14 protein-coding genes are annotated in these 16195 nt (G+C 39.9%); 3 read left to right on the top strand and 11 right to left on the bottom strand.

Annotated elements, in window-relative coordinates; all coding sequences use genetic code 11:
• Window positions 1-38: 38 nt before the first annotated feature.
• From pepT to Q0H92_RS01880, 5 genes are all read right to left on the bottom strand, one after another.
• Complete coding sequence (gene pepT / locus Q0H92_RS01900; RefSeq protein WP_296011120.1) at window positions 39-1277, bottom strand: peptidase T; 1239 nt, start codon at window positions 1275-1277, stop codon at window positions 39-41.
• A 65-nt stretch (window positions 1278-1342) separates the two neighbouring features.
• The gene (locus Q0H92_RS01895) at window positions 1343-2149 is read right to left on the bottom strand and encodes an HD domain-containing phosphohydrolase (protein ID WP_296011117.1); all 807 of its coding nucleotides are present in this window, start codon (window positions 2147-2149) and stop codon (window positions 1343-1345) included.
• Between the two features lie 117 nt (window positions 2150-2266).
• Window positions 2267-3400, bottom strand: coding sequence for a hypothetical protein (locus Q0H92_RS01890; protein WP_296011113.1), 1134 nt, complete (start codon window positions 3398-3400; stop codon window positions 2267-2269).
• Window positions 3401-3519: 119 nt separating this feature from the next.
• A complete protein-coding gene (gene pflA / locus Q0H92_RS01885; protein ID WP_296011110.1) occupies window positions 3520-4266 on the bottom strand; it encodes a pyruvate formate-lyase-activating protein in 747 nt (248 codons plus the stop codon).
• A gap of 123 nt (window positions 4267-4389) precedes the next feature.
• Window positions 4390-4743 (bottom strand): hypothetical protein, encoded by a 354-nt coding sequence (locus Q0H92_RS01880; protein ID WP_296011107.1) that lies wholly within the window; start codon window positions 4741-4743, stop codon window positions 4390-4392.
• Between the two features lie 217 nt (window positions 4744-4960).
• Here Q0H92_RS01880 and Q0H92_RS01875 point away from each other — a divergent pair, with 217 nt between their 5' ends.
• Window positions 4961-5716, top strand: a complete 756-nt coding sequence (locus Q0H92_RS01875; RefSeq protein ID WP_296011104.1) for an exodeoxyribonuclease III — start codon at window positions 4961-4963, stop codon at window positions 5714-5716.
• Between the two features lie 97 nt (window positions 5717-5813).
• Here the strand turns inward: Q0H92_RS01875 and pflB are convergent, their stop codons facing one another.
• Window positions 5814-8111, bottom strand: coding sequence for a formate C-acetyltransferase (gene pflB / locus Q0H92_RS01870; protein ID WP_296011102.1), 2298 nt, complete (start codon window positions 8109-8111; stop codon window positions 5814-5816).
• 577 nt (window positions 8112-8688) lie between these two features.
• Between pflB and groL the strand changes: the two genes are divergently transcribed.
• Entirely contained in the window at window positions 8689-10323 is a 1635-nt protein-coding gene (gene groL, locus Q0H92_RS01865; RefSeq protein ID WP_295800593.1) for a chaperonin GroEL, read from the top strand.
• Between the two features lie 135 nt (window positions 10324-10458).
• A complete protein-coding gene (locus tag Q0H92_RS01860; protein ID WP_296011100.1) occupies window positions 10459-12195 on the top strand; it encodes an AMP-binding protein in 1737 nt (578 codons plus the stop codon).
• 240 nt (window positions 12196-12435) lie between these two features.
• On the opposite strand, the gene Q0H92_RS01855 is transcribed toward Q0H92_RS01860, so the two are convergent.
• The 5 genes from Q0H92_RS01855 to Q0H92_RS01835 form a co-directional block, all read right to left on the bottom strand.
• On the bottom strand, window positions 12436-12921 hold the full coding sequence (locus Q0H92_RS01855) for a hypothetical protein (RefSeq protein WP_296011097.1): 486 nt from the start codon (window positions 12919-12921) through the stop codon (window positions 12436-12438).
• 72 nt (window positions 12922-12993) lie between these two features.
• The gene (locus Q0H92_RS01850) at window positions 12994-13371 is read right to left on the bottom strand and encodes a hypothetical protein (protein ID WP_296011095.1); all 378 of its coding nucleotides are present in this window, start codon (window positions 13369-13371) and stop codon (window positions 12994-12996) included.
• Window positions 13372-13405: 34 nt separating this feature from the next.
• Window positions 13406-14434 carry an HNH endonuclease signature motif containing protein gene (locus Q0H92_RS01845; protein ID WP_296011093.1) on the bottom strand — a complete coding sequence of 343 codons (1029 nt, stop codon included), beginning with the start codon at window positions 14432-14434 and terminating at the stop codon, window positions 13406-13408.
• A 15-nt stretch (window positions 14435-14449) separates the two neighbouring features.
• Window positions 14450-15085, bottom strand: coding sequence for a hypothetical protein (locus tag Q0H92_RS01840; RefSeq protein WP_296011088.1), 636 nt, complete (start codon window positions 15083-15085; stop codon window positions 14450-14452).
• Between the two features lie 249 nt (window positions 15086-15334).
• Entirely contained in the window at window positions 15335-16081 is a 747-nt protein-coding gene (locus Q0H92_RS01835) for a hypothetical protein (RefSeq protein WP_296011085.1), read from the bottom strand.
• Window positions 16082-16195: the final 114 nt, after the last annotated feature.

Genomic DNA, 16195 nt, shown 5'->3' with positions numbered 1-16195 from the left:
TGAATTTCAATTTGGGCAAAAATTTTATCTATGGAAAATCATTCGCCACAGCAAAGATGAACTAGAACTTCAACCGCTTTTATCATCTGGTCAAGGCTAGCCCATTCATTGCGCGAATGAAAATTATGTCCGCCTGTAAAAATGTTCGGGCAAGGAATTCCCATTTCTGTAAGCCGTGAACCGTCAGTGCCGCCGCGAATCGGAGTAAAAACCGGCTCAATTCCACTTGCCTTATACGCTGAAACAAGCCGCTCTGCGACTTTCGGATTTTTGTCCAGATTTTCTTTCATGTTCAAATATTGCTGCGTGTGCAAAACTTCAGCCTTTCCACCAAAAAGTTCAGAAACAGTTTTTGCAAGAAGCTCAACCGTGGATTTTCTTTTTTCCATCCCGTCCGCAGAAAAATCACGAAGCAAAAGAGAAACTTTCGATTCTTCTATAGAACCTTCAATTGAAATCGGCGCAAAAAATCCCTGCCTGCCGTCTGTTGTTTCCGGGCGTTCTCCAGCAGGAAGATTCGCAACAAATGATGAAGCCATGCTGATTGCGTTTACCATTGTGCCGCGCGCAGTTCCAGTGTGGGTCGCGTTTCCCTTGAACACAACATCGCTTCTGAAAGCATTAAAGCATTCCGTTTCAAGCTCGCCGATATGTCCGCCGTCCACAGTGTAAGCGCATTTTGACTTTAAAAGCTCAAGCGGAACTTTATCCATGCCGTGTCCAGTTTCTTCATCCGGGGAAAAAATAACTTCAATCGCAGGATGCTTTAGTTCCGGGTGGCTCAAAAAATATTCAAGGCATGAAACAATTTCCGCAACGCCGGCTTTATCATCCGCGCCAAGCAAAGTTGTTCCATCGCTCGTTATAATCGTTTCGCCGTTTTTTGCCGCAAGAGAAAGAGCTGAATCTTTTTTTGGGTCAAGTTCCGTGCCGCAAAGAATAATTTTTCCGCCTGAATAATTTTCGTGGATTTTTGGATTTACATTTTTCCCGGAAACTTCTTCGGAAGTGTCTATGTGCGCAAGAAGGCAAATCGAAGATTCCGCAGAGCCGTTCGCAGGAAGAATTCCGTAAGTATAGCAGTGCTCCGTTGTCTGAACATTTTCAAGCCCAAGCGATTTTAATTCAGCGCGCAAAACAGAAGCCATTTCGTTCTGGCCGGAAGTGCTGGGCATAATTCCAGAGTCGGCTTTTTGTGAATCGCTTTCACTCCAAATTTTTACATATTTCAAAAACCGCTCAAGCAAAGAGCTTTTTATTTTTAATTTATCTTCCATAATAATTTTAAGTATACAGGTTAGTTTTGAAAATTTCAATTTTTGCAAACGGCATCAACTGTCTTTTATTTTTTGCGGGCGAGCAAAGTTTTTTCAAGAAGCAAAAGAAGCTCCGGGTCATATTTAAATGAAACTTTTTTCAGCTCCTCCAACGCTTTTTTTCTGGACAAAGATTTTTTATATCCGTCCTGCCGCACAAGAGAAACGTAATCTTCCGTCAAATGAATAAGACGCGCCACAAAAGGAATTTCGTCTCCATTCAAGCCGTCAGGAAATCCAGTTCCATTTTGATTTTCATGGTGAAAAAACGCCGCTTCCCAAAATATGTTTTTGTATTCATAGGGAACAAAGTCAAGCTGAAAAAGTCCTCTTGCAACGTGAGTTCTCAAAAAAATTTCTTCCTTTCTGCTTAAAACTTCCGAATGAAAAAGCGACTGCTTGAATTCCAAATAACCCGCATCGTAAACCATTGCCGCCGCATAAAAAAGAATCCGCTCCAAAGGTTCCTTGTCTTTTAAAAGACTGAATACAATCATGCTGACTTTTTTAGAATTTGATTTTCTGTTTGTATAAGAATCAATTACAGAGCCAAGAACAACGCATTGACGCACAAGATTAAAAAGCTTCTTTCTAAGTTCAGGCTCGATTTTTTCCAAGTCTTTTGAAACTGGAAGATCCTTTAAATATCTTTTTGCTGAAATTTTTCTTTTAAAATGAAGGGCAAGACCAAAAACAATAAAAGCAAACAACGCGCAAATAGAAATTAAAAAAGCTGCCTTTGCCAAAAACAAAACAAGAGCGGCAGGAATTCCCGGAATCAGCTCCTGAATAAAAGGAATAATTTCTATCAGAACATCGTCATTTTCGTTCATTCAAAAGATTCTATCATGCGCAAAACGAATTTTCAACAAAACAAAAATGCCGCCCGCCTAGCAAAAATTTCACTGGGGCAAGCAGCATTAAAAATTTCCTAATTGCAATCTGCTAAATTAGAAAGAATAGCTCCAAGAAAGCGGAATTGAAATAAATGAGTCTCCGTCGCAAGTTTCATAGTTCAAGCCAGCAGAGAATGTGTGGCTTCCGAAAGTATATGCAACATTAGGATTTACACCGATTACCGGTTCTGCTCCGTTTGAAGAATTGTCAAACAAGAATTTTCCTGTAACATCCGCGCTCAAAGATTCAGAAAGCTCGTAGCCTACACAAGCCGCAAAGTACATATCATAGTCTGAATTTTTGTCATCTGTATTGAAAAGTGTTTCAGCAGAAAAACTCAATGCGTCAAGAGAATATTCAACGGAAACATTAAAAAGGCTTTTTCCGAATACACCGAAATCTTCAGAAATGCTCAAGTCATCAATTCCAGAAGTATAAGCTTTTCCAACAACTTCATCATCTTCTACAATATCTTCCTGTGCTTTGCTATAAGCATAACCTGCGCGGATTACAAAATCCTGTTCAGCAAGAGGCTTTACCATTGCGTAAACACCAAAGCCGCGGTTGTCGCTGTCTGCAACATTTGAAACTGCCGCTCCAATTGTAAACATTTCTTCAAAGGCATATTCTGCGCCGAATCCAATGTTGAGATTTACTGTGTCATCATTTTCATCTTTTCTAGTGAAATAATTTACATCGTCCTCGCCGCCAAATGGAACTGTAACAGCAAGCTTAAGACCTTCGATTGGTGTTACAGCAACTGTGAATCCTTCTGAGCCAAGATTTCCCAAAGCAACATTGTCATCATAAATCGGGAGATAAGAACCTTCAAGCCAAATATCTTCATGGAATCCAAGCGCAAGCATTTCAATTGGGCGATATTCAACGAACCAGCTTACATCGTCCCAAGCAAAGCCAAAGTTCTTGTCGTTCCAGTCGTCAAGGATAAAAGTAACATCAAGTTCTGCATCTACTTTTTCTGAAGTGAAAGTCGCAACAACATTTTCTTCAAGTCCGGCAAAGTCTTTTGTTGTTTCATCTTCACCGTCATTGTAAACTTTTCCTTTTCTGATTGCTGTAACGTCAGAAGAAAGTTCGTTTGTGAATTCCACAGTCTGTGCAAATGCGGAAACAGAAAGCAAAGCGGCTGCGGCAAAAGCAACAGCACCCTTAAAATTGATTTTCATAGATACTCCTCGAACAAAAGTTAATTAAAGCTAAATATTATTAGCCAAATCTAACTTTTGTTTACAAAGACTAACTTAAACAAAATCAGTTATTTTGTCAATCTGAATTTTCAATAAAATTACTTTTTCCAGCCGTCGTATTTTTCGCATTCAAGGATTTTTTTCGCATTTGCCACACGTTCCGCGGAAGGACTTTCTGTGTCCTTTAAAACATAGTCAATGCCAAGGTCTTTGTATTTCATTGCGCCAAGTCCGTGGTAAGGAAGAATTTCCACACGCTGAACATTTGAAAGTGTGCGGATAAAATCTCTTGTACGCAAAAGATATTCATCGTTGTCTGTAATGCCCGGAACAAGAACGTGGCGAATCCAGATTGGCTTTTTAATTTCGTCCAAATAGCAGAACATCTCGACTATATTTTTTCCAGTGCGGCCGGTAAGCTTTATGTGTTCTTCCTCGTCGATGTGCTTGATGTCCATCAGAAGAATATCTGTAACTTCCATAAGCTTTTTGAATTTTTCAAACCATTCGCCTTCTTTTGTAAACGGACCGCCAGCAGTGTCGATGCAGGTGTTGACTCCTTTTTCCTTTGCCTTCGTGAAAAGCTCAAGCAAAAAATCAAGCTGCATCAAAGGCTCGCCGCCTGAAACAGTGATTCCGCCTTTTGCGCCCCAATAAGATTTGCAGCTCAAAGCTTCATTCAAAAGCTCGTCCGCAGTGTAAAGCTTGCCCTTTGCCATGTCCCAAGTGTCCGGGTTGTGGCAATATTTGCATCTTAAAGGACAGCCTGAAAAAAAGATTATAAAGCGAACGCCCGGTCCGTCCACAGAACCAAAAGATTCCAGCTGATGAATATATCCCTGCATAAAAATTCCTTGCTGATAAAAAGTGTGTATCTACAAAATAATCTAACATTTCTTTTAGCAAAAAAAAAGCCCCGCAGGAATTCCTGTGGAGCTGAAAAATTTAATTAAAAAATGAAAGACTACTTACTGCTTAGAATATGTTTCGTAATCCCATTCAAGGTAAGTTTTACTACTCTCAGTTTTTATAACAGCGGTTCCTGTCTCGCCATCATCATAAGTAATTACAATTTCACCATCTTTTGTTGTGTCACCAGAATACTTTGCTGTTTCAGAGAAATCTCCTTCTTCATCAGAACCTTCGAGTTTTACAGTACCATTATCATAGAAAGTCAGTACTGCTTTGTAGCCATCCTCTGATATAGCCCAAGTTGTTACAACGCTTGGATCGTCGTCATCATCGTCATCTTTGCAGCCTACAAATGCAAGCGCAAGAACCATAGCTGCCAATACAGCTGAAATTTTAGCAAACTTTCTCATAAGTTCACTCCTTAAAAAATAGATTACGCTGAAAAAATTCAGCAGTCTCTATTGTACCCCCCCCCGGGATTTGTCAAGTACTTTTATAAATTTTTGTTAAATTTTTTTTACTTAACTCATTTTTTTTCCACCTCTCCGATTTATAGACTGAAAAAAAATGATGTAGTATGATGAAAACTCAAAATTGAATACTACAAACTAAATAAGGAAACAAAATATGAAATTCATTTCGTGGAACGTGAACGGACTTCGAGCCGTTATGGGAAAAAACTTTATGGAAGCGTTCAGTTCGCTTGACGCGGATTTTTTCTGCCTGCAAGAGACAAAGCTCCAGGCCGGGCAGATTCAGATGGAGCTTCCAGGCTATCATCAGTTCTGGAACTACGCCGAAAAAAAAGGATATTCAGGAACCGCGATTTTTGCAAAGCACGAGCCGATTTGTGCAAGCTACGGAATCGGAATTGCCGAACACGACACGGAGGGGCGCGTAATCACTCTTGAATACGAGAAATTTTTCCTTGTGACGGTCTACACGCCGAATTCTCAGGACGAGCTTCGCCGCCTTGAATACAGAATGAAATGGGAGGACGACTTCCGCGCATATCTAAAAACGCTAGCGCAAAAAAAAGGCGTGATTGTATGCGGAGACATGAACGTTGCCCACGAGGAAATCGACATCAAAAATCCAAAGACAAACCGGCACAACGCGGGATTCACGGACGAAGAGCGCGGAAAAATGACAGAGCTGCTTTCATCAGGATTCACCGACAGCTTCCGCCACTTCTACCCCGACACCGCCGAAGTCTACAGCTGGTGGTCGTACAGATTCCACGCCCGTGAGCGCAACACAGGCTGGCGGATCGACTATTTTCTCGTTTCCGACAGCATAAAAGACAAGATGACCGGCGCGAAAATCCACACGGAAATAATGGGAAGCGACCACTGCCCGGTCGAGCTGGACATGGAATTTTAGAAAATAAAACTTAGGATATTCCTAATTCAAGAAAAACAAAAAAGCCGCCTTTGGAAAACCAAAAGCGGCCGTTTTTATGCAGTCTTAAAAGTCAGCATTAGAGGCTTGCGTGGCAAGTGCGGGCAATAACATCATCCTGCTGTTCTTTTGTAAGATTGATAAAGCGAACTGCATATCCAGAAACGCGAACTGTGAAGTTTGCATATTCCGGCTTGTCAGGATGAGCCTGGCAGTCCTTGAGTTTTTCAACTCCGAATACGTTAACGTTCAAGTGGTGCGCTCCCTGATCAAAGTATCCGTCCAAAACGTTTACAAGGTTAGAAATGCGCTCGTTCTCGTCGTGTCCAAGAGCGTTCGGGTTGATTGTCTGTGTATTTGAAATTCCGTCCAAAGCATATTTGTAAGGAACTTTTGCAACAGAGTTCAAAGACTTGATAAGACCCTTTGTTTCTGCTCCGTAAGAAGGGTTAGCTCCAGGAGAGAATGGCTCGCCTGCTTTGCGTCCGTCCGGAAGTGCGCCAGTTGCCTTTCCGTATACAACGTTTGAAGTAATTGTAAGGATAGAAGTTGTAGGCTCTGCATCGCGGTATGTGTGGTTCTTTTCAATCTTTGACATGAAAGTTTTAAGAAGCCATGTTGCAATTTCGTCCGCGCGGTCATCATCCTGTCCGTAGCGTGGGAAGTCGCCTTCAATCTCAAAGTCCTTCGCAAGTCCGCTTTCATCACGGATTACTTTTACCTTTGCATACTTAATTGCAGAAAGTGAGTCAACTACGTGGCTGAATCCTGCGATTCCAGTTGCAAATGTTCTCTTAAGATATGTGTCTTCAAGAGAAAGTTCTGCAGCCTCATAGTAGTACTTGTCGTGCATATAATGGATTGCGTTCAATGTGTTTACATAAAGACTTGCAAGCCATTCAAGCATAGCATCGTACTTGCGCATAACTTCATCATAATCAAGATAATCAGAAGTGATTGGGGCAAATTCTGGACCAACCTGAACTCCCGGTGTAAGACCTGCAGGCTCGTCTTTTCCGCCGTTGATTGCGTAAAGAAGGGCTTTTGCAAGGTTTGCGCGCGCACCAAAGAACTGCATTTCTTTTCCTGTCTGAGTTGCAGAAACACAGCAGCAGATTGAGTAGTCATCTCCCCAGATTGGGCGCATTACATCGTCGTTTTCATACTGAATTGAAGATGTGTCGATAGAAATCTTTGCGGCATATCTGCGGAAGTTTTCTGGAAGTCTCTTTGAATAGAGAACTGTCATGTTTGGCTCTGGGCTTGGTCCCATGTTTTCCAAAGTGTGGAGGAAGCGGTAGTCGTTCTTTGTAACCATGTCGCGTCCGTCCTGACCAAGACCTGCAACTTCCAATGTAGCCCAAATCGGGTCGCCAGAGAAAAGCTGGTTATAAGATTCAATACGTGCAAAGCGAACCATGCGGAACTTCATAACGATGTGATCAACAAGTTCCTGAGCTTTTTCTTCTGTAAGGATTCCTTTCTTCAAATCGCGCTCAATGTAGCAGTCAAGGAATGTTGAAATGCGTCCTACAGACATTGCGGCGCCGTTCTGTGTCTTGATTGCGGCAAGGTAGCCAAAGTAAAGCCACTGGAAAGCTTCTTTTGCGTTCTTTGCAGGATTTGAAATATCATATCCGTAAATCGCGGCCATTGCCTTGATTCCCTTGAGAGCCTTAATCTGCTCAGAAATTTCTTCACGGAGGCGGATAACATCATCTGTCATTGTGCCGTTTCCGCAGTTAGCCTTGTCCTGCTCCTTGCACTGAATAAGATAGTCAATACCATAAAGAGCAACACGGCGGTAGTCTCCTACAATGCGTCCGCGTCCGTAAGTATCAGGCAAACCAGTAAGAATGTGAGCCTTGCGCGCTTTTCTGATTTCCGGAGTATAAACTTCAAATACAGCGTCTGAGTGAGTCTTGTGATATTCTGTGAAAACTCTGTGGAGCTCAGGATTTGGCTTGTAGCCGTACATTTCAAGGCACTGCTCAGCCATTCTGATTCCGCCATAAGGCATAAATGCTCTCTTAAGAGGCTTGTCTGTCTGAAGACCTACAACCTGCTCAAGTTCTTTTCCTTCCGGGCAGATATATCCAGCCTGATGTGATGTAAGGCTAGTAACAACGTCTGTATCCAAATCAAGAACGCCTGATCTTTCCTTTCCGTCAAGACCAACGCATTTCTTATTATGCTCAGCTTTCTGCAACTTCTGGAGCTCATCGAACAACTTGCTTGTGGCAGCTGTAGGACCAGCCAAGAATGACTCATCGCCGCTATACTGAGTATAGTTAGCCTGAATAAAATCGCGAACATTGACTTCGCTTGTCCACAAACCTTTTGGGTTAAAACCTTCCCATTCAGCTCTCATGTTCATTTCAAAACCTCTTTGCATTGAAAAATTCAACTATAATAACTGGAAGCATTATAGACCATTGCTTTTTTTTTTGCAATTGCTAAAAACGGCAGTTCCAGTTTCCGGCAGATTAATTTGTAATTATTACAAATATGATTATAATACAATTACAGAAAATATCAAGTGATTTTCAAAGATTTTCCCAAAAACAAGTAATAATTCTAAAAAGTCTAAATTTCAAGTTTTATTAAAAATTGAATAAGCTATCAGAAAAAGCGCGTCAATTCGCCAGGCTGAGCGTTATCGGTATCGGACTGCGCAATTTTCTTTAAAATTGCTTGCCATCGCTCAGAATGGCTCGGTTGCCGCTTTCTTTTTCTTCCCGCTCATTCAATTTGCGAATTCAGCAGCAAAACTCGACATTTGGACTAAAAATTAAGTTTCTTCTATATAAATGACAAATAAACAAAAAAATAAAAGTTTTAGCAAAAATATTGTCGATTTTCATAATTTTTAGTATCTTTATTTGCAATAAAATAAAATTTTTAAGCTGCCTTTAGATTTTTCAAGACAGCCAATAAAAATAGGAGTTAGAATCATGGCTAAACAGTTAGTTTACAGCGAAGATGCACGCAAAAAAATGCTGAGCGGAGTTGAACAGATTGCCCGCGCAGTAAAAGTAACATTAGGACCTTGCGGACGCTTGGTTATGCTTGACAAAAAATACGGCGCACCAACAATCACAAAAGACGGCGTTTCAGTTGCAAAAGAAATCGAGCTTAAAGATCCTTTTGAAAACATGGGAGCACAGCTTGTACGCGAAGTTTCATCAAAGACAAACGATGTAGCAGGAGACGGAACAACAACAGCAACAGTTCTTGCCTACGCAATTGTACGCGAAGGACTCAAGGCAGTTTCAGCAGGAATGACACCAATTGAAATCAAACGCGGAATCGACAAAGCGACAGCAATCGCAGTTGAAGAAGTAAAAAAGAACAGCCGCGCAGTAAAAGGCAACGAAGATATTACTCACGTAGCCACAATTTCTGCAAACAACGACCCGGAAATCGGTAAAATCCTTGCAGATGCAATCGAAAAAGTCGGAAAAGACGGCGTTATCACAGTTGAAGAATCCAAGAACATGGACACAACTGTAAAAACTGTAGAAGGAATGCAGTTCGACCGCGGATATATCTCTTCTTACTTTGTAAATGACCGCGAACGCATGGAAGTAAACTACAACGATGCTTACGTTCTCATTTATGATGAAAAAATCAGCACAATGAAAGACCTTCTTCCTGTTCTTGAAAAAGTTGCCCAGACAGGAAAGCCTTTAATCATCATTTCTGAAGACCTTGACGGTGAAGCTCTTGCAACTTTGGTTGTAAACTCAATCCGCGGAACTCTCAAATGCTGCGCTGTAAAAGCACCAGGATTCGGCGACAGAAGAAAGGAAATGCTTCAGGACATCGCAATTCTCACAGGCGGAAAAGTAATCACAAAAGACTTGGGACTTAAGCTTGAATCAACAGAACTTGCCGACCTCGGACAGGTAAAATCCGTAAAAATCGACAAGGACAATACAACTTTGGTTGACGGCGCTGGAGACAAAAAGGCAATCGCTGACCGTGTTGCAGAAATCAAGAATCAGATTGAAAAATCAACTTCTGACTACGACAAGGAAAAGCTCAAGGAACGCCTTGCAAAACTTTCTGGCGGTGTAGCTGTAATCAACATCGGCGCAATCACAGAAACAGAAATGAAGGAAAAGAAATTCCGTGTTGAAGATACTCTCGCAGCAACAAGAGCGGCTTTGGAAGAAGGAATTGTTTCAGGCGGCGGACTTGCGCTCATCGAAGCAAGCAAAGTTCTTGATGCGGAAAAAGAAAATCTTACTGGAGATGAAAAAGTTGGTTTCCAGATTATAAAGAGAGCCTTGGAAGAGCCAATTCGCCAGATTGCAGAAAACGCAGGTGTAGACGGAGCTGTAATCGCTGACAAGGCAAAGACAGAAAAGAAAGGCGTTGGCTACAATGCCGCTACAGGCGAATGGGTAGACATGATGGAAGCTGGAATCATTGACCCGGCAAAGGTTACAAGATGCGCTCTCCAGAATGCTGCTTCTGTAGCAGGAATGCTGCTCACAACAGAATGTGCTATCACAGACATTCCTGAACCTCCAGCACCAGCTGCTCCACAGGCGGGCATGGATGGAATGGGCGGAATGTACTAATAGCAATTCCAAACTTTAAAGTTAAAAATGCGGCTGCGACCAACAAACGGTTGCGGCCGTTTTTTGTTTTAAATAAAACAGATTTCGTGATAGAATGTATTATTGTAAATTATTCTTATTTTTGGAGAACGGAATATGCAGACAGCCACAAAGACACCTTGGGATTTTTTAAGCAAATACAAAGACAGCGATTTTTCAGGAGAATGGCCAACAGTTCCCGAAATGTTTTTTATAACAGCAAAGCGGTTTCCAAAAAGACCTTGCTTTACAGACTTTGAAGGCGAAGGCGGCTCAAAAAACACACTTTCATATTCACAGGTAGAACAAAAAGTAAAAGTGCTTGCCTCTTGGTTTATAGAAAACGGAATCCAAAAAGACGACAGAATCGCAGTAAGCGGAAAAAACTCTCCTCAATGGGGACTTGCATTCCTCGCATCGCTTGCCGCCGGAGCTACAATCTGCCCTATAGATTACGCGCTCCATGAAGAGGAAATCAAAAATCTCTTGAACACAGCCAAGCCAAAATTCTTTTTTGTTGATGAAGAAAAGTTTCCGACCTTCGACGCTCAAAATGCTGAATACAAAGTTTATTCGCTCAGCCCGAAGTTTTCAGAAAAATACGTTTACAATTTAAAGCCTGATTCAACTGAACATGATTTCCGCAGTGCAAAAGAAGACGACCTTGCGGCAATTCTTTTTACAAGCGGAACAACAGGAAACCCAAAAGGCGTAATGCTCACCCACAAAAATCTTGTAAGCGACGCATATATCGCGCAGACACGAATGGACATTTTTTCAACTGATGTTTTTTACGCGCTTCTTCCGATTCATCACGCTTACACAATGCAGGCGGTTTTTATAGAAAGCCTTTCCGTGGGAGCTGAAATCGTGTTCGGAAAAAGCATGGCAGTTTCCCGGCTGATGAAAGAGCTTCGCGAAGGACAAATCACAATGCTGCTCGGCGTTCCGCTTTTGTTCAACAAACTTCTTGCAGGAATTATGAAAGGAATCAAGGCGAAAGGTCCGGTTGTAAACGGCGCAATCCATGCCATGATGTGGATTTCCTACATAATAAAAAAAGTTTTCAAAGTAAATCCCGGAAAAACACTTTTTAAAAGCGTGCTGAAACAGGCAAACATTCAGTCGCTAAGAATTGCAATTTGCGGCGGCGGACCACTTGCTTCAAGTGTATTCAAAATTTACAACGAAATGGGAATCGACTTTGTGCAGGGCTACGGACTTACAGAAACAAGCCCGATTATCGCATTGAACCCGATAAGCCGCTTTAAAATTGAAAGTGTCGGACAATATTTCTTTCCGTATATGGAAATGAAAATTCTTGACCCTTCTGCGGACGGAATCGGAGAAGTAGCGGTAAAAGGCCCGATGGTTTTTAAAGGCTACTACAACATGGAAGAAGAAACCGCAAAAGTTTTTACTCCAGACGGATTTTTTAAAACCGGCGACCTTGGAAAACTGGACAGCGAAGGCTACCTTATTCTTGCAGGACGCGTAAAAAACATGATTGTTACAGAAGGCGGCAAAAACGTTTACCCGGAAGAAATTGAAAACGCATTCCAGCTTTTTACAGATATAGCGCAAATCACAGTGCGCGGCTACATTGCAGACAAAGCAACAAAAAGCGAGCAAATCGAAGCGCTTGTATATGCCAGCGACGACCTTTTTTCAAGACTGAACATAAACAGAGAAAATTCTCCGCTAGACGAATCAGTAAAATCAGAAATTGAAAAAATAATCTCAAAAGTAAACAAGGAGCTTCAGCCTTATGCCCGCATCTCAAAAATCACAATGCTAGAACAGCCGCTCGAAATGACCACAACCCAAAAAGTAAAACGAGGAAAAATATCATGAGAAGAAACTTTAATAAACGTGTTCAATTCATTTATAAGCGACCAAATCTCAAACTTCAACACAGACCTTTACTACCAAAACCCAAGCTACCTTGAAGAATCCTACAAAGCAGGAAGACTTTTGGAATAGAATATTATTTCCATTCAAGTTTTTGAAAAAAAAGCCGTGCCGGATTTTGCATTTAAATGCATTTTCCAGCACGGCTCTTGTTTTTAGATTTTTATAAAAAATCAAATGAGATTATTTTTCTCCCTGATAGTTTGGATCTTCATAAAAGGAATGAATCCAGCTTGAAAGATCTCTTTCCCAGTCCATCATTGCCATGTAGCCGTCATAATCATCATATATTTTTTCTGTGGCTTTAGCTTTAATAGGTGTGTTAAAAAGATCATACGCTCTTTTAAAATCTTCTTTTTTCAGAGCTTTTTCTGCGTTATCATTCTTCCTTGCCATTTCCTGAAGATAAGGTTCATTTGGAATCTTGGCTGGTCTTTTTGATTTATAGTTCTTTATATTACGTGGACCTGTATCTACATTCATATTAAAACCAGGCAACTTAGGCGTATTTTCTTTTTCAGTTGATTCAGTTGTCTGCTGTGAATTGTTCTTTCCGCCTACTCTGCCTTCGATTCCTTTTACAATGCCTTTCCATTTCTGTGCAAAACAAGTAGAAGCCGCAACCACAAGCAAAACCAATACGACCTTTGATTTTCTTGATAATTTCATATTTACTCCTTCTAATAAAGTGTTAATATTATACCACCACTATGGCGGATTGTCAAAATAACAGTAACTAGTTTATTTTAGAACATAAATTGCTTTGCCAGTAACATTTTGCGCAGAATCAGCAACAAAGACATTACCAACAAATGAGCCTCCTGAATTTGACTTAGAAATACTTTCCAAAATAATTCCATTAGCACCAATTTTTCCAGCCTGCTTTTTCAGTTCCGCAATTGCATAGTTCAAACTTCCTTGGTCGGTAAAACCTGAATCACTGGAAGCAGACACAATTCCAATAACTTCATAATCTTCTGGAGGTTCTGTATATATAGAAATCCTGTCAGGATTTACAGAAGGTCTCTTTTTCCCAGTAACAAAAGCAGTTCCACTTGCACAAGAAAACAACATAAAGCAAGCAAACAGCAAAGTAAAAATTGAAATCAGTTTTTTCATAGTTAGAATCTCCTTGAATATAATATCATAAATATCAGCAAAACTCATCAAAAACAGAGCCGCCTGTCCACTCGTTTTCTCGTCCTTGAAGAACAAGAAAATATTTATCTGCACTTTCTTTTCTAAAGCAAGTCATATAAACTCGGTGGACAAAAAGATTGTTCTCAAAGGTAATAGTGCAGAGACTCCACGGTTTTATCGCATTTATTTCGCGACTTTCTGCTTTTACAATTATCATATCTTCATGCAATGCAGCTTCCAATACAGAAGAAGAATACTGTTTAGTTTTGCTGAATATTTTTTCTTGTTTTAGATTTTCAAAATAATCCTGCAACGGAGTTTCTGTTATTTTAGATGGACAGCAAGGAAATTCTGCCGGAATATGCCATCTTGTTTTGTCTTGCGCCGCATTTGGCGAAAGCGACATTATAATATCAGGTTTTGTTCCGTCAGACTTTTCAAATCCTTCTGGATATTCATATTTGAAAATATTTTTTCTTGTTCGAAATACCCATTCTCCAAGACTGCCGCCAGCAGAAATATTTTTAGGCGAATTCTGGTTTGCCCATTTTGTAAGATTTTCAAGGCAAGAATCAGATTCTTTTTGATTTACAGTTCTCATCCAAGAAATATTTGGCGGTAAATCAAAGTTGTGAAGAACAGTTATGTCTTTTAGAACATCTTCTATTTTCATTCCTGTCAGACCTTCAATTTCTTTGCAGGTAATAGGATTCAAGATTATATTTTCCAGCCGTGTTACCCAGCGAAGATTTGAAGAGCGATTGTCCTGTCTATTTGTGTTTATGTGGTCAACAACATGATTTTTTGAAGGCGGTTCACCAAGAAATGCTGTTGCTACAATTCTATGAATTACTTGCTGTGCAATGCACGGATAGCCTTTTTCATTTATTGAAGTTCCAAAAGTCCATTCATCATCAAGTTTTCTTTTGCGTTTTTCTGGTTTTGAATGACGCATAACAGCTCCGTTGTCGCGGACTGAATAAATTTCATCTTTATATGTGCAGATTCTTTCTTCTGTAAAGTCGTTTATGTTTGTCATCATATTTTCCCCTCGTCGCTATCTGTTCTTTTGTGCTATTTCTGACCATTCGCCATAATTCTTTCCGTCAAAAGCACGAACCCAATAATACGGCGCATCGTTACTTCCAGTTCTATCTATATGCTTAATAGGGGAAAAAGGACCTTCTGCCATGGGCTTTGCAGTGGAAACATCATTTTCGTTGCTGTAGTAAATCATATACTTCACAGCGTATTCTACAGGATTAAATGAAAAATCATAGGCAGTTCCTACAATATTTGGAATCATCCAAGCATAAAAATTCTGAGGAGCAGGAAGAAGTTTTGATTTATTTTTTTCAACTGAAATTACATTATTTTTTGAAGGTAGTTTATAACGTGAGTTGTTGAGAATCTTTTTTGCAGTTTCAACTTCAGGAGCATTTTCATTACAAGCAGATTTTAAATCAGTCCAATTCGAAAAGCCTGCAATTTTTGCAATTGTATGCTGGGAATTAGTCAATGTAAACAAAAAATCTTCTTTCTGAAATGGCAAGCCAAAATCAGAAAAGATTGTATTCACATCAAAGAATTTAGGTTTAAAAATGTAAAGATTTTTATTTTCATCAAACGAACGGCTTTGATAATCTTTAAAAAGATTTTTTGCCTGCAATTTAAAATATTCAATAGAGTCCATAATATCATCCTTTTGGGCATCAGATTTGTATTGTCTTTTTTGACCCGTTAACACCTAGCGACAGAAATCTGACACCAAGAAAAATATTATAGTATTGACATGATTAAAGAATCTTTGCACGGGTAGCTGGCTTTATCAACGAAGCATTTAAAATATAATTTACATTCTTTCAAAAGTCAACAAAAAACAACGTGCAGAACTCTATTTCTTAAAAATTAATGTTTTTTGTTTTACTGCAAACTTCTTTTCTTATCTACAGCCAAAATAACAGAACGCGGCTACCCACATGCTTATTTTTTCCAACTGTTCTGAATCTGTAATTTCTTCGAATATTGTTTTGCCGTCTGGAGAGCGGAATTCAACAGCAACATTTTTTGCAAAACAAAAATCCTCAATGCCCCAGTTTTCATCCCATAATCTATATGAATAAGCATTATCTTCGCTGCTATAAGAAATATTTTTTTCAACAATTGTCTCTTCGCCGGTTTCTTTTGTAATGCTCAGCCTGAAAAATCCTGCGTTTTCGTCGTGTTCCTTGCGGTTTTTAATCAACAAATAATAGTATCCCTCGTTTCCTTTTAGAAAAAAAGTTCCTGAACCAGACAAGTCAAAATCCGCAAGCTCCGGAAAATGAGAAAAATCATCCGCAGAAAAAGAAAGCATGGTATCATCCTGAAAGTAAAAATTTATTTTATCCAAGCGATATTCATTATCTCCTAAAAATGAATCGGTCAGATTGACATTGCAACTATCTCCAGGAAGCAAATCGAGTGCAACAAGCAAGCTTTCATTATCAGTATTTTTCGTATTTTCAAAAAAGATTTCCGCCTGCGTGATTTTTTTAGCAGAAATATTGGTTAGCCTCAAATATGGAGAAGAATACTTGCTTTTTTTGAAACAAGAATCCGCTAAAACCAGCACAGGAACAGTAACCCCGGAATATTCCTGATAGGCATAATTCATGGCTTTGCCCATAAAATCAGGATTGTACGCCATAAAATGATAGTCAGTGGAAAAATAATATTTTTTAGCAGCTACTGAAGATTCTGAATTATCAGATGAAATTTTAGCTTTGTTGCGGGCTATATTACAGGAAGTTAATAACAAAAG

The sequence above is a fragment of the uncultured Treponema sp. genome (assembly GCF_934725225.1).
In the GTDB taxonomy this organism is placed as follows: domain Bacteria; phylum Spirochaetota; class Spirochaetia; order Treponematales; family Treponemataceae; genus Treponema_D.
This window is presented reverse-complemented; position numbering and strand designations above follow the sequence as displayed.